The 17,440-nt window shown below is 67.3% G+C and carries 15 protein-coding genes; 3 read left to right on the top strand and 12 right to left on the bottom strand.

Annotation, left to right across the window (positions count from 1 at the left end; translation table 11 throughout):
* Positions 1-240: 240 nt before the first annotated feature.
* The 9 genes from AB4Y98_RS16630 to AB4Y98_RS16590 all read right to left on the bottom strand — a co-directional run bounded on the left by AB4Y98_RS16630 (position 241) and on the right by AB4Y98_RS16590 (position 8,078).
* Entirely contained in the window at positions 241-1,887 is a 1,647-nt protein-coding gene (locus tag AB4Y98_RS16630) for a CsgG/HfaB family protein (RefSeq protein ID WP_033830237.1), read from the bottom strand.
* Between the two features lie 16 nt (positions 1,888-1,903).
* The gene (locus AB4Y98_RS16625; protein ID WP_032977073.1) at positions 1,904-2,578 is read right to left on the bottom strand and encodes a hypothetical protein; all 675 of its coding nucleotides are present in this window, start codon (positions 2,576-2,578) and stop codon (positions 1,904-1,906) included.
* An 89-nt stretch (positions 2,579-2,667) separates the two neighbouring features.
* Complete coding sequence (locus AB4Y98_RS16620) at positions 2,668-3,768, bottom strand: hypothetical protein (protein WP_025878386.1); 1,101 nt, start codon at positions 3,766-3,768, stop codon at positions 2,668-2,670.
* Positions 3,759-4,955, bottom strand: a complete 1,197-nt coding sequence (locus AB4Y98_RS16615) for a hypothetical protein (RefSeq protein ID WP_025878385.1) — start codon at positions 4,953-4,955, stop codon at positions 3,759-3,761. The genes AB4Y98_RS16620 and AB4Y98_RS16615 overlap by 10 nt, the downstream gene beginning before the upstream one ends.
* 107 nt (positions 4,956-5,062) lie before the next feature.
* Complete coding sequence (locus AB4Y98_RS16610) at positions 5,063-6,325, bottom strand: RNA polymerase sigma factor (RefSeq protein ID WP_442244734.1); 1,263 nt, start codon at positions 6,323-6,325, stop codon at positions 5,063-5,065.
* 45 nt (positions 6,326-6,370) lie between these two features.
* Positions 6,371-6,727: a DUF1428 domain-containing protein gene (locus AB4Y98_RS16605; protein ID WP_025878383.1), complete on the bottom strand. Its 357-nt coding sequence runs from the start codon at positions 6,725-6,727 to the stop codon at positions 6,371-6,373.
* Positions 6,728-6,751: 24 nt separating this feature from the next.
* Positions 6,752-7,162 (bottom strand): VOC family protein, encoded by a 411-nt coding sequence (locus AB4Y98_RS16600; protein WP_442244733.1) that lies wholly within the window; start codon positions 7,160-7,162, stop codon positions 6,752-6,754.
* Between the two features lie 37 nt (positions 7,163-7,199).
* Complete coding sequence (locus tag AB4Y98_RS16595) at positions 7,200-7,622, bottom strand: VOC family protein (RefSeq protein WP_313251441.1); 423 nt, start codon at positions 7,620-7,622, stop codon at positions 7,200-7,202.
* Positions 7,623-7,661: 39 nt separating this feature from the next.
* Complete coding sequence (locus AB4Y98_RS16590) at positions 7,662-8,078, bottom strand: YciI family protein (protein WP_312786981.1); 417 nt, start codon at positions 8,076-8,078, stop codon at positions 7,662-7,664.
* 716 nt (positions 8,079-8,794) lie between these two features.
* On the opposite strand from AB4Y98_RS16590, the gene AB4Y98_RS16585 reads away from it, so the two are divergent.
* Positions 8,795-9,202 (top strand): YciI family protein, encoded by a 408-nt coding sequence (locus AB4Y98_RS16585; protein WP_049464203.1) that lies wholly within the window; start codon positions 8,795-8,797, stop codon positions 9,200-9,202.
* Here the strand turns inward: AB4Y98_RS16585 and AB4Y98_RS16580 are convergent.
* On the bottom strand, positions 9,180-11,264 hold the full coding sequence (locus AB4Y98_RS16580) for an SMP-30/gluconolactonase/LRE family protein (RefSeq protein WP_442244732.1): 2,085 nt from the start codon (positions 11,262-11,264) through the stop codon (positions 9,180-9,182). The two genes, AB4Y98_RS16585 and AB4Y98_RS16580, sit on opposite strands and share 23 nt — an antisense overlap.
* A 150-nt stretch (positions 11,265-11,414) precedes the next feature.
* On the opposite strand from AB4Y98_RS16580, the gene AB4Y98_RS16575 reads away from it, so the two are divergent.
* Positions 11,415-12,950: a hypothetical protein gene (locus tag AB4Y98_RS16575; RefSeq protein ID WP_442244731.1), complete on the top strand. Its 1,536-nt coding sequence runs from the start codon at positions 11,415-11,417 to the stop codon at positions 12,948-12,950.
* A gap of 7 nt (positions 12,951-12,957) precedes the next feature.
* Here the strand turns inward: AB4Y98_RS16575 and AB4Y98_RS16570 are convergent, their stop codons facing one another.
* Both AB4Y98_RS16570 and cycA read right to left on the bottom strand, forming a co-directional pair.
* Positions 12,958-13,734 (bottom strand): lytic transglycosylase domain-containing protein, encoded by a 777-nt coding sequence (locus AB4Y98_RS16570; protein WP_442244730.1) that lies wholly within the window; start codon positions 13,732-13,734, stop codon positions 12,958-12,960.
* A gap of 395 nt (positions 13,735-14,129) precedes the next feature.
* The gene (gene cycA, locus AB4Y98_RS16565) at positions 14,130-15,503 is read right to left on the bottom strand and encodes a D-serine/D-alanine/glycine transporter (RefSeq protein WP_442244729.1); all 1,374 of its coding nucleotides are present in this window, start codon (positions 15,501-15,503) and stop codon (positions 14,130-14,132) included.
* Between the two features lie 228 nt (positions 15,504-15,731).
* On the opposite strand from cycA, the gene AB4Y98_RS16560 reads away from it, so the two are divergent.
* Complete coding sequence (locus tag AB4Y98_RS16560; protein WP_442244728.1) at positions 15,732-17,351, top strand: EAL domain-containing protein; 1,620 nt, start codon at positions 15,732-15,734, stop codon at positions 17,349-17,351.
* Positions 17,352-17,440: the final 89 nt, after the last annotated feature.

Raw genomic sequence — 17,440 nt, 5'->3', positions numbered from 1 at the left:
CTGCACCCGCCGAAACAACGGCAACGGCCGGAGCAATCCTTGGGGGCTTGGCCGCGGCATCCATGCCGCGGACACTCCCGCAACCGGACCCACCCCGCCTTCGACAGTTTCCCGTGGCCTGTCGGAACGGCGTTCTGCTCTGGTAGGTGTCGACCTTGGTCGACACGGAAACAAGAAGGGGTCAGATCCCTTTCCCGGCGGGAAAGGGATCTGACCCCATCTGTGCATTGCCTGGGTGTCTTACCAGTTCGGGTCTTCGGCCGGGGCGGCGGCGGGCTTGGGCTTGGGCTTGCTGGCCGGGCGCGCTGCGGCGGCCGGAGCGGCCGATGCGGTTGCGCCGGCGGTGGCCTTGGGCTTGCTGCCCAGCTTCTGGCGCAGTTCGATCTGGCCGGGGCGGAAACCACCGCGCATCGCGTCGACGCCCTCTTCCAGGGTGCCGTAGGACGTCTGCGCGGCAACGCGGTCGATGCGGATGGTGCAGCACGGATGCTCGCTGCGGCCGAGCGAACGGCCGGTCTGCGGGTCCTTCAGCTCTTCGCCCAGGCGCACGGCCTGCCAGCGCTGGCCGACCTGCACGGTGTCACCGCCCTGGCTCAGCACCACCTGGTCGCCATCGACGGACACCACCGACACCGGGAACAGCGTGGTGACGATCGTGCTGCCGATCTGCCCGGACAGCGAGTCCATCATCGAGGCGGCCATGCTGCGGCCATTGACCACGCGCGGCAGCGTGCTCGGGCCGGTCGAGGCCAACTGATGGTCGAAGCTGTCGGACATCACCACCTGGCCGGTGGTGGCATTGACCAGGCGCAGGGTGATGCGGCCGCCACCGGAGTACGAGGTCACCTGGCGATCGGACATGCGCAGGTTGCGCACGCTGCGCGGGTACTCGAACCGTTCGATGGTCGGAATCAGGATCAGGTCGGTCGCCAGCTGCTGGCCAACGCGTGCGGTGTCCTGCAGGCGCACGTTGCCACTGTTGATGTGGTCGATCTCGGCCTGCAGTTCGTCGCCGAACTCGCGGTCCAGCACGATGAAGCGCTGGGTCTGGGTAAGCGTGTCGGACAGCCGCGCGCGGATCGCCTGGGCGACCTCGTCGGCGTTCACCCGGCCATCGCCAACGGCATAGCTGCCCGACTTGGTGCGCGGCAGGGCCACCACGATCTTCGGCTTGCCTTCTTCATCCGGTGCGCGGTACTGGGCAATCTGCGCGCGGACACGCACCTTCCAGTAGCTGCGCATGCTGCGCCGGGTGACATCCGAATCGAAGGAGCTGGCACCGCGCTTGGCGTCTACCTTGACCTGCTCTTCGTAGTTTTCCTTGACGCTGGCCGAGGCCGAGCCGCCCTTGGCGGAGGCTTCGCCGGAAGCGCTGGCCGAGGCCGAACCCTTGAAGCTCCAGCCTTCGTCGCTGGCGCGCACGCGGGCGATGGTTTCTTCGTCGAGCTGGCTCACTTCATCCTGCGAGAGGATTTCGTAGCCCAGCACCGCGCCCTGCGAGCCGGCAATCATCTGCTGGGAGAACGCGTCGGCGCGGATATCGCCGACGTGTTCACCGTCCACGTCCACATGCAGGCCTGCGCGCAGGCTCTGCATCTGGCTGGCCACGCGTACGCCGTTGACCTGGGCCACGGCCGACTGCAATGCCGCCAGCACCGCCAGTTCCGGGGTGCTGCCGATACCGTCGGCTTCGCGCGCGACCTGGGTGGTGCCGCCGAAATCCGGCGTGCCACGCAGGGGCGCTTCCTGCACCGGCGCGTTGCTGGCCAGTGCACTGGCAGCCTTGTCCTTGGCCGGAGCGGTTTCTGCCGGTGCATCCTGCTTGCCGCAGGCTGCCAGCAGGGCCGCTGCCAGGCCCAGGCCGATCAATCGAGTCGTCGTACGCATGCGGAGTTGCCTCGTATCAGAGCGAATCCAGCATCGAATCGGCGTTGGACGGCACCTTCACCTTGCTCTTCTTGGCGAAGGTCACAGCCGACTTGGTCGAGCCGTACAGGCCCTTGATGAAGCCCGGCGATTCCTTGGCAACCCAGGCACCGGCGGCCAGCTTGCGGCCAACAGTGGCCATCTGGGTCGCGCCCAGGTTCTTCATGCCGGCCGCAAAGCCGCTGGCTTCGCCGCTCAGCTTCTGCGCTTCGGCAGCCGAGGCCAGCAGCGAGACCAGGCCTTCGGCATAGTGCTGCTTGGATTCAGCGTTCAGTTCCGGCTGTGCGGCCTGGCGCTCGTCGATGGCGGCCTGGGCGGCTTCGCTGACCGACACCGACTTCTTCATCGCATCGACGTTCACCGAACCGGACGACAGCGCCTGGCGCTCGGCTTCCAGCAGCTGCACCTGCTCGGCCAGGCCGAAGGCGCGGGCGAAGGAGGTCTGGGCCTGCAGCGAGTGCGACTGCGAGCTGACGAAACGACGGACCAGCGCTTCCTGCGCGGCTTCGTCCGGAGCGGCAGCGCTGGCGCTGCTGCTGGAGGTGCCGGTGGCGCCGCCGGCCAGGTCCTTCAGCTTGCCGAACTGGGCGTGGGCCGGCATCGACAGGGTGGCGGCCGCGATGGCAACGACGAGAGCGGTATTACGGATCATGGAAGAGTCCTTTGGGAGAGACGGCCGCGATGCGGCACGCAAGAAACGGGAAGCAGAGCGGTGCCGGGCTAACCCGGCACCCACCAACGTCAGCGGACCGCCTTGACGTTCAGCTCGTTGATCATCTGCTGGGCAGCCTTTTCCGCAGCCAGCTGCAGTGCATTGGTACGGGCGACGGTTTCGTTCGGGCCGGTACCGGAGAACTGCACCGGGCCCACCGACGACACGGTGCGCGGGAAGCGACCGGTCACGTCCAGCACCTTGCCGGTGACAGTGACGAACACGCGGGTGTTGCCGCTGGCCGGGTCACGGTCGCGCATGCCGACGTCGAGGGTGCCGACGGCGATGTACGGGATGTTCGCCGCGCGGATGCCGTTGGCGGTATCGCGCAGGGTGGCCGCGGACAGATCGTTGCCAGTGCTGAAGTCCTTGCGGATGCGCTCGATGCTGAGCAGGCCGCGCGACTCGCCTTCCACGTATTCGGCTTCAACCACTTCGTAGCCGGCGGCGCTGAAGGCACCGGTCATGGCCGTGTTGACTTCGGCGGCGTTGGCCACCTTCCAGCTGATGTTGTCGCTGCGGGCGGTAGTGCTGCCGCCGCTGGTGACCGACACCGAACCGTTCTGGTTGATGCTGCCGTTGGTGCTGACCGAGTTGCCGCGGAAGCTGTCGCCCTCACGGGTGTTCTCGCTGTAGCTGCTGCTGGCGTCGACACGGCGGTATTCCTTGTCCTGGAACGACTGCACGGTGTCCTGCGAGCGCGCCATGAACAGGAAGGTCAGCAGCGAGCGCTGTGCAGCGGTGGCACCGGCCACGGCCGAACCGGCATCCAGCTTGGTCTGCAGCAGGGTGGTGTTGATTTCGGCGCGGACGGTGACGCTGTAGGTCTTGGCCTTCTTGTCTTCGTTGTCCGACAGCTGCACGGCGCTGAGCACGTAGCGGTCGATTTCACCGAGGAACTCGGCGCGACGCGATTCGAACAGGCGCAGCTTGGCCGCACCGGATTCGGCGATGTACGCCTCCAGTGCATTGGCCTTGGCCTTGTTCAGGGCCTGCGCACGGGTATCGGCACTCAGGCGCAGGCTGTAGCTGGCCGAACCGGTACCGCGCGAGCTGGCGGTCTGCGCGGCGACCGGCGAGGCCACCGCCAGGGCGATGAGGATGAGCAGGATGGTACGCATCAACGACATGATTTGATCAACTCCTGGAGGGCTTGGGTCTGTTGCTGCAGCGGGCGTCCGCCGGGCTTCTGCTCGTCCAGCCAGGCGCGCGAGTCGGCGCGCTTGGCGGCGGCGCCGGCGAAGGCATCGAAGCCGGCCAGCAGGGTTTCGTAGCTGGCCGACCACTGGTCGACCTGCCACTGCGTGACCGGCACCACCTTGGTGGCGCCCTTGCGCAGCGGCTGTTCGAAGTACACCTTGCCGGAGAACGGCTCGGTGACCTTGGCGGTGAAGAAGGCGCCGAACAGCATCGTCTTCATCGCCGGGGTTTCACTGATGACGCCGTTCTTCAGCGCATCCACCTGCAGGCTGATGACGTAGTCGGCCTCGGGGATCTTCAGCTGGTAGACCTTGCCGTCGGCAAAGCGCGCGGCCATGGCACCGCCGATCGCCTGGCCCGAGGCCGGCGGCAGCAGGCCGACGCCGGTATTGGACGACAGCGTCTTGGACAGTTCATGGGCCAGCGTGGCGCGCAGCGGACCGGCCCACTTCGGGTCGGGCAGCTTGGCCAGCGTGGCGTCGGACAAGGTCACCGCACCCACCTGCAGGCGACGCGTGGCCGCTTCCGGCAGCTTGGCCTGGGCCAGGGTGGTGGCCAGCACCTGCGACAGGCTGGTATCGGCACCGCCGTACAGCAGATCGGCGACGATCGCATCGATATCGTCGCTGTCCGGGCGGTACTCCTGCACGTCGATGCGCTGCAGGGTAAGCGGATAGGAGGCGATCACCTGGCGCTCGCGGAAATCGAAGAACAGCGCCTGCAGTGCCACTTCCACCAGCACCTTGTACTGGTCACCGATCGGTTCGACCGACACCAGCTCGCGGTCCAGCGCAGCGGCCAGCACCACGGCACTGGTGGTGCCATCGAGCATCGCCACCGGCTGGTCGATCAGTTCCAGGTTGGCCGGCGCGCGGCGCTTGAGCGCCTGTGCCAGGGTCTGGTTGAGCGGAATCAGGCCACGCTTTTCCAGCACGGCATGCGCATGCGGGGTGGTCGCCTGTACGGCGGCGGCGTCAGCGGTATAGGCAAAACCGGCCCAGTAGGCCTGCTGCGATTTGTCTGCGGCCTGGCTGGCCAACGGCCATACGGCCAGGCACAGGGCATAGGCAAGCAGGCGCGCAAAAGCGCGCGGTGCGCTCTTCGTCCTTGAAAACATCCAACCGCTCCTCGGTCACGACACACGAATGACAGGCGCGAACACGCCCGCTGGGCGCGAAACATAGCCGCTCCGGGGCAAACCGACAAGTGCTGACCTTGTCGGCTTCAATTTTCCTGCGGCAGGCCGGCCCGTTGCCGCAGCAGGGTCCGCTCTGCCTGGTTCTGGCTCAACGCCGCTGCCGAGGCGAATGCGTCACGCGCGTCCTGCTCACGTCCCAGCTGCTGCAGCAGTTCGCCGCGCACCACCATCAGCGGTGCGTAGCCCTGCAGGCGTGGCTCGTCCAGCAGCGGCTGCAACAGCGCCCATGCCGCGAACGCGCCTTCGCTGCGCGACACCGCCACCACCCGGTTCAATGCCACCACCGGCGATGGCATTACCTGCAGCAGCTGCGCATACAGTGCAGCGATGCGCGCCCAGTCGGTGTCCTCGGCGCGCCGCGCGCTGGCATGGCAGAAGGCGATCCGTGCCTGCAGCACATAGGGGTCATCGCCGCCACCCGCCGACACCGCACGCGTCAGTGCCTGCTGGCCGCGTTCGATCTGCAACCAATCCCAGCGCGCCCGGTTCTGCTGGTCCAGCAGGATCGGCGCGCCCTGTGCATCCACCCGTGCCGCCGCACGCGAGGCCTGCAGTTCCATCAGCGCCAACAGCCCCAGCACCGGCGGTGCCGGCATGCGATGGGCGAGGATGCGCGCCAGCCGCAGCGCCTCAGCGCACAGCGCCGGTCGCATCCAGTCGTCACCCGCACTGGCTGCATAGCCTTCGTTGAACACCAGGTAGATCGCCTCCAGCACCGAGGCCAGTCGTGCCGGCAATGCATCGGCACGGGGCACTTCATAAGGGATCTTCTTCTGCGCCAACGTGCGCTTGGCACGCACGATGCGCTGGGCGATGGTCGGTTCCGGCTGCAGGAACGCGCGGGCGATCTCGGTCGTGGTCAGCCCGCCCAGCAGGCGCAGGCTCAGCGCCACCCGCGCATCGGCAGGCAGCACCGGATGGCAGGCCACGAACATCAGCCGCAGCAGGTCATCGCCGATGTCGTCTTCCAGCGCCTGGCTGTCGTCGGGCGCGGGCAATGCGGCCGGATGCAGTTCCTCCCCCCATTGCGCATGCTGCTGCGCCACCCGACGGTGCTGGCGCAGCACATCGATGGCACGGTTGCGCGCGGTGGTCATCAGCCAGGCTCCAGGATTGTCCGGGATGCCCTGCACCGGCCAACGCTCCAGCGCGGCCAGCCAGGTGTCCTGGGCCAGCTCTTCGGCACGACCGACATCGCCGCCGAGCAGGCGCGCCAGGCGCGCGATCAACACTGGCGATTCCATCCGCCAGAGGGTGTCCAGGCGCTGGCTCAGGGCGGGCTCGTGCATGCGCCGATCACAGCATGCGGGCCCGGCCCGCACAAGCGCCGGCGTTCACGCTTCCACGATCGGCTTGAAGCCGCCCCAGAACATGCGCTTGGTATCGAACGGCATGTCCTTCGGGCCGATATGCGCCAGCCGCGGGTCGGCCATCACCTTCTTGTTGATGCGGTCGCGCGCGGCACGCGTGCGGAACACCACGAAGGCCACGATCACCGTTTCGCCCGGCTTGAGCTTCACCGCCTGCGGGAACGAGGTCGATTTCCCGGGTTGCACGTCATCGGCCACGCATTCCATGTACTGCAGCGCGCCATGGTCCTTCCACACTGCGCCGGCCTGGCGGGCAAGGCGGCGATAGGCCGCCACCTTGTCCTGCGGGCACGGCAATACGTAAGCATCCACGTAAGCCATGGGGATTCTCCCTGCGGCGGCCGCTCAGCCCGGCTCGCCGTCCATGTGTGCGATTTCCCAGAGATGCCCATCCAGGTCCTGGAAGCCGCGCTGGTACATGAAGCCGTAGTCGCGCGCCGGCTGCGGTTCGCTGGCACCGGCGGCCAGCGCCTTGTCCACCATGGCGTCCACCGCCTTGCGGCTGTCGGCCGACAGGCAGGTGATCACCTCGGTCTGCGCATGCGCATCGGCGATGTCCTTGGTGGTGAACTGCTGGAAGAACGGCTTGACCAGCAGCATCACGAAGATGCTCTCGCTGACCACCATGCAGGCGGCATTCTCGTCGGTGAAGGCCGGGTTGAAGCTGTAGCCCAGCGCGGCGAAGAACGCCTTGGCTTTTTCCAGATCCTGCACGGGCAGGTTGACGAAGATCATCTGCGGTTGCGGTGTACTCATCGGTGCGGTTCCCTGCGATGGATGGAGAAAAGGAAAATCAGGGCTGCTTCATGCAGTTGACCATCCACGGCTTGCCGAAGCGGTCGGTCAACATGCCCCAGCGGTGGGCCCAGAAGGTTTCGGCGATCGGCATCTGCACCTGGCCACCCTCGGCCAGCGCCGCGAAAACGCGCTCGGCTTCTTCGATGCTGTCCACGTCGACGTTGATGGTGGTCGAACCACCCTCGCCGCCGCCGGGGCCATCGGCTGCCATCAGGATCGCTGCGCCGATCTCCAGCTGGCTGTGGGCCACATGGTCGAGGGTGTCGGCCGGCATTTCATTGCAGCCCGGCGAGCCGTCGGACGGCGGCATGTCGCGGTACTTCATCTCCGACGTGACCTGGCCGCCAAGTGCCTTGGCATAGAACGCCATTGCGTCGTGGGCCTGGCCGCTGAAGCCGAGGAAGGGAATCAGTTTCATGGGAATGCTCCGTAGGATTGGATGAATGCGCGGCCGTGCTCAGGCACGGTCGAGCTGCTCACGCAGACGCTGTTCCTGCTGCTGTAATTCAGGGGTGAAGGCTTCGCCGAAGTCTTCGGCCGAGATCAGGGGGCGCAGTTCGAGGGCACCGCCCGCGCCGAAGGGCGCACGGCTGGCCCATTCGGTGGCCTCGTCCAGCGAGCGCACCTCCCACAGCCAGAACCCAGCGATCTGCTCGCCAGCCGGGCCGAACGGGCCGCTCTCGACCTGCGGCGCGCCGCTGCCGAAATGAATGCGGCGACCACGCTGGGTGGCATGCAGGCCTTCCCCGGCGAGCATGATGCCGGCGGCTACCAGTTGTTCGTTGTAGGCGCCCATGGCGGCCAGTTCCTGTTCGCTGGGCATGCGCCCGGCTTCGGAATCGGCGTTGGCTTTGACGATCACCATCACTTTCATTGCGGTCTCCGCTGGGCTGCGGGTGCGTGCCCTTCCCTCTTACAACGAACCAGGGGCGCGAGGATCGACACCGTCGTGCTAATTATTTTTCCTGCGGAGAGCGCGCCTTCGGCGGGGATCAGCGAACGGCGGGGCCCCTCCGTGGTGGGGTTGGTTGGTCGTGAAGAGCTGCATCTCTGCGGGTTGGCCGGGCGGGTGGGCTGCGCAGGGGACGCCGTGAATACGTCCCTGTAGGCTCGGGCGCGCCATCCATGGCGCTTACGCCCCTGCGCAACCCACCCGCCCGGCCACGGACAGATTCCTGCCTCCGATTCACCACGGGAAGATCAGAAAAAAGGCAAAAGCAACAGCAAAGGCGGTTGGCTGGCGGCCTCGGCTTTGCGAGCGAAGCGACCCGCTTTTGCCTTTGTTTGTGATTTTCCGTGGTGGATGCCGCAGGAAACTGTCCAGGGCCGGGTGGGTAGGCGGGGCGGGGGTGTCCGCGGCATGGATGCCGCGGCCAAGCCCCCAGGGATGGGTTCACGGCGTCCCCCGACCCGCCTACCCACCCGGCCAATCCCATGGCTCATGCTTGTGCTTGTGCTTCCACCACGGAGGGGCCCCGCCGTTCGCCGATCCCCGCCGAAGGCGCGCTTCCCGCTCTGCCTTTCGCAGTGCAGCATGCCCCCGCGCAAACCTGCGCGATCATGGTCCCCCGCCCCCGCCAGGACTCCGCCATGCAGCAGTACCTGCTTCTGATCTACATCGACCCATCACTGCTGCGCACACTGCCCATCGACGACTTCAATACGTTGATGCGCGACTGCCTCGCCCATGCCGATAAACTGCAGGCCGAAGGCACGTTGCTGGCCGCGCAGAAACTGCAGCCGATCGAATCGGCGCAGACCCTGCGCGTGCGCGATGGCCACAGCCGGGTGCTCGATGGCCCCTTCGCCGAAACCCGCGAACTGCTGGCCGGCTTCAACCTGATCGTCGCCCGTGACCGCGATGAGGCCATGCGTATCGCCCAGGGCTTCCCGTGGGCCCGCTTCGGCAGCATCGAGGTGCGGCCGCTGGAAGACATGGACGCCGAGCGCGAACGCTGCGGCGCCCCGGCCGCGGCTATGGCAGCAGCCGTACCCTGATGTCGCGCGGGCCCACGCCTTCGTTGCCGCTGTAGTCGCGCGCACTGGCACGCACGATGTACTCGCCCGGCGGCAACGCCGCCGGCTGCCAGCGACCGGTTTCCATCAGCCCATCGCGCACGGTGTTGGTCACCAGATAACGGAAGCGGGTGACCGCGCTGCCATGCACGGTGATGCCGCTGTCGGGTGCGTAAGCCACTTTCACCGCCTGCTTCTGCGGTGGCATGCGGTTGAAGACGATGTTCCAGCGCGGCTGCTCGTAGCCCTGCAGTGGCTGCCCGGCGGCATCGAGGATCTGGTAACCCACCTGGTACGGCCCCAGCCGGCGACGCGGCAGGTTGTTGTCCACCTGATCCCAGGCCTCCACCACGATCTGCACGCCGCGTCCCTGCCGGGCCAGCATCACCACGCCATCGCTGCCGGCGGCCAGTGGCTGGTCGTTGTCGTCCAGCAGCGCCACATCGGTGATGCGCGGCGCGAAGTGGTCAGCATAGTTCTTGAACCCCAACGCCACCGCATTGGTCTCGAAACCGCCATTGCCCACGGCCAGGTGCACATGCGCCTGGTTGTTGATGCTGCCCAGGCGGTCGCCCACGTGGATGCGCGTACCGCGGCGCACGCGGATCCGCTCCAGCGTGCCGTCTTCGGCGTACAGCGGCTGCCAGCGCGCGTCGAACGGTTCGCCGCGTGGCGTGCGACCGACACGCATGTGGATGTATTTCAACCGGTCCACGGCCAGGCCTTCGGCCTGTCCGCCCAGGCTCCAGGCGGCAATCGGGCTGCTGATCTTGCCCTCGGCGATCGCCAGCACGGTCTGGCCGACATCGCCGCGCACGTCGAAGCCACCGTGCAGGTGGTGGCGGCTCTCGCCCTGGAAGGTGCCGCGCACCTCGCCGAGCGTGCCGACCACTTCGTGCCAGCCATCCTGCGGTGCCAGTGGCCAGCGTCCGCCACTGTCCGGCAGCGCCGCATCCGAGGCCGGGCCCACCAGCGCCGGTGCGGGCAGTTCACCCACCGGCAACGGGCGCAGGCGATGCAGCCGATAAGCCGCGGAGTCGGCCACCAGCAGGGCGCCGTCGGCCTCCACCGCCAGACCACTGGGACGCGCCAGGCGCGGCAGGCGGTCATTGCCCAGCAGTGCCAGCTGATGGCCCTGCGGGGTCACCTGCACGATGCGTCCATCCAGGTCACCCACGTACAGCACGCCGTCATGCGTGGTGGCCAGTGACAACGGTCCATTGATGACCTCACCCTTGCCGACCGCGGTGCTGACCGTGCCATCGGCACCGACGCGACGCACCGCGTTGTTGAACAGATCGGCCACCAGCAGTGCGCCGTGCGCATCGAAGGCCAGCGCCACCGGTGTATCGAAACGAGCGTCAGCGCCAAGCGCATCGACGAAACCCGGGCGGTCGCCGCCGGCCAACGTACGCACGTTGCCATCGGTACCGATCACCCGGATGCGGTCGTTCCAGGTATCGGCCACATAGACCTGTCCCTGCGCATCCACGGCGATGCCCATCGGCCCATCGAAGCGCGCCTGTGCGGCGGGACCATCGGCGAAGCCCTGGGTGCCGCCTGCCAGCGTGGTCACCTGGCCATCGGTGCTGATGCGCCGGATCGCATGATTGCCGGTGTCGGCCACATACAGGTTGCCCTGCGCATCGGCGGCAATGCCCGAAGGCGTGTTGAAACTTGCCTGCAGGGCAGGCCCATCAACACGACCCTCGCCCTGCCCCGCTACCGTTTCGATGCGGCCATCGGGCAGGCGGCGGCGAATGCGGTTGTTGTCACCGGCATCGGTGAAGTAAACGCTGCCATCGGCACTGCCCAGCAGCGCGTAGGGGTCGGCGAAGCGTGCCTGCGCCGAGGCGCCATCGCGATCACCCGGATGACCGTCGCCGGCCAGCAGCTCGATCTGTGCGGTCCACGCCAGCGGCGTCGGTACAGGGCCAGCCGGCACCTGCGGGCCGGAGGCAGGGAATTCCCACCAGGTGGCCGCCAGGGCCACCGCTGTTGCCACCACCACCGCACCCACCGCCATCCCTTGCCACCGCGCCATCGTTCCGTTTGCCTGTGCTTGCATGAAGAGCCACGCACGATAATGGCTGCGTCCGCGCAGCGCCATGGCCGATGGTCAGGGCCCTTTCACAGCGCTTGTCCTGCGCTGCCACAGCAGGTTCAATGTCCGCTCCATGGACGGAGGCCCACCATGCCCCGCTGTACCCCACTCTTCGCGCTGCTGCTTGCCGCGCTGACCAGCACGACCGCCTCGGCGAACGTGCCGCGGACGCCCACGTCTCCTTCGCAGCCTCCGTCCGATGCAGCGATGGACGCTTCGCATGCTGCGTACGCGCAGCAGTGGGATACAGCCATCGAGCAGTCCCGCAGCGGCAATACGCTGGCCGCGCTGATCGCCATGGAACGGCTGATGGACAGCCCGCTGCTGGCCGATTTCGATGCCGAGCGCCGCGGTCGCGCCGCGCAGTTTGCCGGCTGGACGGCGGCCATGCAGAAGCAACCCGCGCTGGCACGGCGCTATCTGCAGCAGGCGCTGCTGGCGTTGCCGGGTGATGCAAGCATCCTGACCACACTGGTCTCGCTGGACCTCAACGATGACCAACCCGCAGCGGCACTCGAGCATCTGACACAGGCGCTGGCGCGTGCCGACAGCCCGCTGGCAATCGACCACCATACCGTCAGCTACCTGCAGTACCACCTGCGCGAGCAGCCCGCGCAACGCATGGCGCTGCTGCAGGCGTTGTTCGACAACGGCTGGAAGATCGCCGGCACCGAACCCACCGGGCTGTGGCTGGATCTGGCCACGCTGCAGGCCGACAACGGTCGCGGCGATGCCATCCCGGCCACGCTGGCACGCATCGACACCCCGGCCGAACTGATCCGCTTGCGCAGCGACAAGCGCTTCGACCGCTACGTGGATCGCCACGATGCACGCTTCGATCCGGTCAAGGCCGCGCAGGCCCATCTGGACACCCTGCGTGTATCGGGCCTGCTCGATGGTGACCTCGATGCACGCCTGGTGGATTTCAGCAGCACGCTGCTGATGCTGGACCGCAACGAGGAAGTCCTGGCACTGACCGATGATCTGGCCGAGGCCGTTGCGCAAGGACAGGCGCCGTCCGCCGCCAAAGCGGAGTGGTTGGCGTGGCTGCTCAACAGCCGCGTCGCGGCGCTGCGCCGCCTGGGGCGCACCGATGAAGTGCTGGAGACGGCCAAGCTCGCCGCGCGCATCGGCACGCTTGGGCCGGATGGTCTGGAGCACCAGATGAACGTCGCCTTCGTGCTCAGCTCACTGGGCAAGACGCAGGAAGCAGGCGCCGCGATGGCCCCGTTGAGCGATCTGAGCGGCTATGGCCAGGCCGCACAGGCAGTGATCCAATTCGCCGCTGCCCGCCAGCGCGGTGATGCCGCCGCTGCCGCCGCTGCACGTGCGGTCATCGTCGCCCAGCGCAAGGACGCGCGCCTGTTCCATCGCGAGATGCTGCTGGAAGAAGGTGATCTGGATGGGGCCGCAGGCGTGCTGATCGAGCAGTTGCGCTCGCCGCTGGAGCGCAGCGATGCGCTGGCCAGCCTGCAGGATATGCGCGTGTATCCCTCGTTGCCGGGCGATGTACGCATCGATGCCGCGTGGCGCGAGCTCAAGCAGCGTGCCGACGTGCAGGCCGAAGTCTCGCGCGTCGGTCGCATCGAGCGCTACGACCTGGTGGGCAGCGCCACATCGCGCTGAGCACCGGCTACTTCGCCGGTACTTCGATGCGGATGCCCATCGCCTCGCGATAGCGGGTGTACAGGGCCATCACCTTGTCCACGTAGGCCAGGGTTTCGGCATACGGTGGCACGCCCTTGTAGCGCGCCACCGCACCGATGCCGGCGTTGTAGGCGGCCGCTGCCAGCGGGCGGTCGCCGTTGTAGCGACGCAGCAGCGCGCGCATATAGCGGGCGCCGCCGTCGATGGACTGCTGCGGCGAGAACGGGTCGCGCACGCCGTATTCCAGCGCGGTGTCCGGCATCAGCTGCATCACGCCCTGCGCGCCCTTGCTGGACACCGCCAGCGCGTCGAAATTGCTTTCGGCATGGGCGATCGCCCGCAACCAGGCATCGTCGACACCGGTGGCCTTGGCCGCCGCCTTGAACTGTTTGGCGTGCTGTGCCAGCTGGGGCTTGCCGACCTTGCCCAGGCCTTCATGCGCCGGTTCGCCCGGTGGCGTGGCCACGGTGAACTTCAGGAACACCCGCGAACCGGGCAGGTTGCGGGTGGAGTAGACCAGCACGCCGTCCTGTTCGCGCTCGTACAGCACGCCACTGAACACGCCCATGTTGCCCCACAGGTTGGGGGTCTGCACGGCGCTGTCGTCGATCTCCTTCGGCGTGCAGCGCGAGCCGGGCTCCGGTGCGGTGGCCAGGCTGACGGTGTTGCCCTGGACGCAGCGGTAGACCGTGCGCGCAGCGGCCAGCCCTGGCCACAGGCCAGACAGCAGCAACAGCGCGACAAGGGCGGGACGGAGGGACATGGCGGCGGGATGATCCGGCTGCGGCCGCTAACACTGAGTGAATGGGGGGGTTCGGCCGGGCGGCGCCCGGCACCCGCAGAGGCAACGGCAACGGCCGAAGCAACAGCAACTGCGGCATTCGGTGGGATGGCGGGGTGGGTCCGGTGGCGGGGGACGCCGTGAATCCGTCCCTGGAGGCTTGGGCGCGCCATCCATGGCGCTTACACCCCCGCCACCGGACCCACCCCGCCTTCGACAATTCCCCGCGACCTGGGAACGGTGTTCTGTGCTGCTGTTGGTGGGTGTCGACCTTGCGGCTGTTGGTGGGTGTCGACCTTGGTCGACACATGGATCCACGCCATGCGTGGATGGGACTGACCGAGGCCGTGAGATCTGTTGGCGAGGGTCTTCCCCGACTAGCGCGCCATCTTCCGCCGCAGCCAGTAGCCCGCGCCCAGCAGCACAAACCATGCAGGGCTGGCCACCAGCGCCTGGCGGGTGTCGGCCTGCAGGCTCAGCAGGACCAGCACGGCGGCGAAGAAGACCAAGCAGGCCCAGCACATCGCCACGCCACCGGGCATCTTGAAGATCGATGCGGCGTGGCGCTCGGGGTAGCGGCGGCGGTAGACCATGTAGGCCACCAGGATCAGCGACCAGACGAAGATGAACAACACCGTCGCCAGGGTCGTCACCAGGGTGAAGGCGGTCACCAGGTTGGGGATCAGGTAGATCAGCAGGGTGCCGCCCAGCAGGCACAGGCAGGAGAACAGCAGGCCCCGTGCCGGCACTGCAGCGCGCGAGAGCTTGGACAGGCCACGCGGTGCATGGCCTTCCTCGGCCAGGCCATACAGCATGCGGCTGGTGGAGAAGATGCCGCTGTTGGCCGAGGACGTGGCCGAGGTCAGCACCACGAAGTTGATCAGGCTGGCGGCGGCGGGAATGCCGGCCAGCACGAACAGCTGCACGAACGGGCTCTTGTCCGGCACCACCTGCCGCCATGGGGTGACCGCCATGATCGCGATCAGCGCCAGCACGTAGAAGATGATGATGCGCACCGGAATCGAGTTGATCGCCTTGGGCAGGTTGCGCTCCGGGTCGGCCGTTTCAGCAGCGGTGGTGCCCACCAGCTCGATGCCGACGAAGGCGAACACCGCGATCTGGAAACCGGCGAAGAAACCGACCAGGCCCATCGGGAACATGCCGCCGTCATTCCACAGGTTCGACAGCGCTGCGGTATGCCCGCTGGGCGAGGTGAAGCCCCAGGCCACCAGTCCGGCGCCGGTGATGATCAGCGCGCAGATTGCCACGATCTTGATCAGCGCGAACCAGAATTCCATTTCGCCGAACAGCTTCACCGTCACCAGGTTCAACGACAACAGCAGCATCACGCAGGCCAGCGCTGGTTTCCACGCTTCCAGTCCCGGGAACCAGAACTGCGCATAGGCGGCGATGGCGATCACGTCGGCGATGGCGGTGACGATCCAGCAGAACCAGTACGTCCATCCGCAGAAGAAGCCGGCCCACGGCCCGAGCAGATCGGTGGAGAAATCGATGAAGGATTTGTACTGCAGGTTGGACAGCAACAGCTCGCCCATCGCCCGCATCACGAAGAACAGCATCGCGCCGATGATCAGGTAGACGAACACGATGGATGGGCCGGCCAGGCTGATGGTCTTGCCCGAGCCCATGAACAGGCCGGTGCCGATGGCGCCGCCGATGGCGATCAGTTGCAGGTGGCGGTTGGACAGGCTGCGGCGCAGGTGCTCGGGGGGCGTGGCGGGCTCGGTCATGGGCGCGGGAAGGGGCGGGTGAAGCGTTCGACGGTAGTCCTCCCGCTGCCACAACGCCAGCGCCGGACGGCCCAGGGCCGTCAGCAAGTGTCACTTTCACCACAATGTGACCCGTTACCGCCTTTGTCCCATTCCGCCCAGCCCTGCGCCGTGTTCATATACCGCCATCGTCCAAGGACCGGCCCCGCCCATGTGCCCAGCCCTGCACACCTCTCTGGAGCCCCGGTCATGAGCCGACTGCGGGTCATCATCGGCGGCACCGTCCTGGCCGTGCTCGCCGCGGCAGTGCCGATCGCGGTCATGGTCTATGCCACCTGGGACCGTGCCGTAAGTGTCGAACAGCAGCGGCTGCATGCCATCGCCGAGCGCAGCCTGCGCCGTACCGAAGTGTCCTACCAGGAAGCGCTGGCGGCATTGAAGTCGGCCGAGGCCACCGTGCTGCCGCCCTGCGGGGCCGAACACATCCAGCGCATGCAGACCCTGGTGATGACCACGCCGTCGTCGGACCAGATGGGCTACTTCGAGGGCGGCAAGCTGCGCTGCACGTCGTGGGGGGTGTTTCAGCGGGATGTGGACCAACCCACGCCGGACCACGTCACCAGCGATGGCGCCGGCATCACCGTGGACGTTCGCCCCGAGGCGGCCGGCCGGCGGCCGATGCTGTCCATCATGTACGGCTCCTACGATGTGCTGGTCGACCCTCGACGCTTCATCGATGTCGTCGTTGATCCGGAYGTGCGGCTGGCCTTGGCAAGCCCGGATGGACGGCTGCTGACCCAGCAGGACGGCATGGACCCGACCCTGTTGCAGCAGCTGCTGCGTGAGCCCGGAGAGGGCCTGGACCGTGACACGCTGTACGCCAGCGCACGCAGCGGCGAATGGCTGGCAATCGCCACGGCGCCGCGCACCGCGCTGGCCGCCACGTTCCGCCAGCAGGCGTGGTTGTTCGTGCCGTTGGGACTGCTGATGGCCGCCGCTGGTGCCGGCCTGGTGATCTGGCTGTCGCGACGACGGCTGTCGATGCGCGGCGAACTGGGCATCGCCATCCGTCGCCGTGAACTCTACCTGCACTACCAGCCGATCATCGAACTGGATACCGGCATCTGCGTCGGCGCCGAGGCGCTGGTGCGCTGGCAGCGACCCGACGGTACGCAGGTGCGTCCGGACCTGTTCATTCCCTTGGCCGAAGAAGCCGGGATGATCGCCGCCATCACCGATCTGGTGATCGAAAACGTGGTTGCCGACATGCGCGAACTGCTGGCCGAGGATCGCAGTGCACACATCGCGATCAACCTGGCGGCCGAGGACATCAGCAGCGGGCGGGCGCTGAAGGTGATCTCCCAGCGGATGGCCGGCAGCGGCATCCTGCCGCAGCAGATCTGGCTGGAGGCCACCGAACATGGCTTCCTCGATATCGACCGTGCCCGCACCATGCTGGCCGCGGCGCGACGCGCGGGCCACAGCGTGGCCATTGACGATTTCGGCGTCGGCTATTCCAGCCTGCAGTACCTGCAGCAGCTGCCGTTGGATGCACTGAAGATCGACAAATCCTTCGTCGATGCGATCGGCACCGAGAGCGCGACCAGCCCGGTCACGCCGCACATCATCGGCATGGCCCGGGAGCTGGGCCTGTGGCTGGTGGCCGAAGGCGTGGAAACCGAAGCACAGCTGGCCTACCTGCACAGCCAGCACGTGCAGTTCGGCCAAGGCTGGTTGTTCTCGCGGCCGTTGCCGCGCGATGAGTTCATCGCCTTCCATCGCAAACGCCAGCAGCAGTACGGCGCGGCGCGGGAGCACATGCAGAATCCGCGCAGCGTGCCGTTCGAGCGCGAGCAGGCGGGGGAGTAGCCGGCGAAAGGCGCAGCCCCTCGTGGTGGGTCGCTAAGAGCGGTTCGTGGGCTGGCCGGGACAGATCTCTGCGGCGTTCCACCACGTAA

It is taken from the genome of Stenotrophomonas sp. 2YAF26 (genome assembly GCF_052114625.1).
Lineage (GTDB): Bacteria > Pseudomonadota > Gammaproteobacteria > Xanthomonadales > Xanthomonadaceae > Stenotrophomonas > Stenotrophomonas indicatrix.
This window is presented reverse-complemented; position numbering and strand designations above follow the sequence as displayed.

Excerpts from the sequence above, each read along its gene's own strand:
- cycA (WP_442244729.1), bottom strand. The coding sequence starts at position 15,503 with ATGACCGAGCCCGCCACGCCCCCCGAGCACCTGCGCCGCAGCCTGTCC.
- AB4Y98_RS16600 (WP_442244733.1), bottom strand. The coding sequence starts at position 7,162 with ATGAGTACACCGCAACCGCAGATGATCTTCGTCAACCTGCCCGTGCAG.
- AB4Y98_RS16590 (WP_312786981.1), bottom strand. The coding sequence starts at position 8,078 with ATGAAAGTGATGGTGATCGTCAAAGCCAACGCCGATTCCGAAGCCGGG.
- AB4Y98_RS16615 (WP_025878385.1), bottom strand. The coding sequence starts at position 4,955 with ATGTTTTCAAGGACGAAGAGCGCACCGCGCGCTTTTGCGCGCCTGCTT.
- AB4Y98_RS16620 (WP_025878386.1), bottom strand. The coding sequence starts at position 3,768 with ATGTCGTTGATGCGTACCATCCTGCTCATCCTCATCGCCCTGGCGGTG.
- AB4Y98_RS16595 (WP_313251441.1), bottom strand. The coding sequence starts at position 7,622 with ATGAAACTGATTCCCTTCCTCGGCTTCAGCGGCCAGGCCCACGACGCA.
- AB4Y98_RS16570 (WP_442244730.1), bottom strand. The coding sequence starts at position 13,734 with ATGTCCCTCCGTCCCGCCCTTGTCGCGCTGTTGCTGCTGTCTGGCCTG.
- AB4Y98_RS16575 (WP_442244731.1), top strand. The coding sequence starts at position 11,415 with ATGCCCCGCTGTACCCCACTCTTCGCGCTGCTGCTTGCCGCGCTGACC.
- AB4Y98_RS16580 (WP_442244732.1), bottom strand. The coding sequence starts at position 11,264 with ATGGCGCGGTGGCAAGGGATGGCGGTGGGTGCGGTGGTGGTGGCAACA.
- AB4Y98_RS16585 (WP_049464203.1), top strand. The coding sequence starts at position 8,795 with ATGCAGCAGTACCTGCTTCTGATCTACATCGACCCATCACTGCTGCGC.
- AB4Y98_RS16625 (WP_032977073.1), bottom strand. The coding sequence starts at position 2,578 with ATGATCCGTAATACCGCTCTCGTCGTTGCCATCGCGGCCGCCACCCTG.
- AB4Y98_RS16605 (WP_025878383.1), bottom strand. The coding sequence starts at position 6,727 with ATGGCTTACGTGGATGCTTACGTATTGCCGTGCCCGCAGGACAAGGTG.
- AB4Y98_RS16610 (WP_442244734.1), bottom strand. The coding sequence starts at position 6,325 with ATGCACGAGCCCGCCCTGAGCCAGCGCCTGGACACCCTCTGGCGGATG.
- AB4Y98_RS16630 (WP_033830237.1), bottom strand. The coding sequence starts at position 1,887 with ATGCGTACGACGACTCGATTGATCGGCCTGGGCCTGGCAGCGGCCCTG.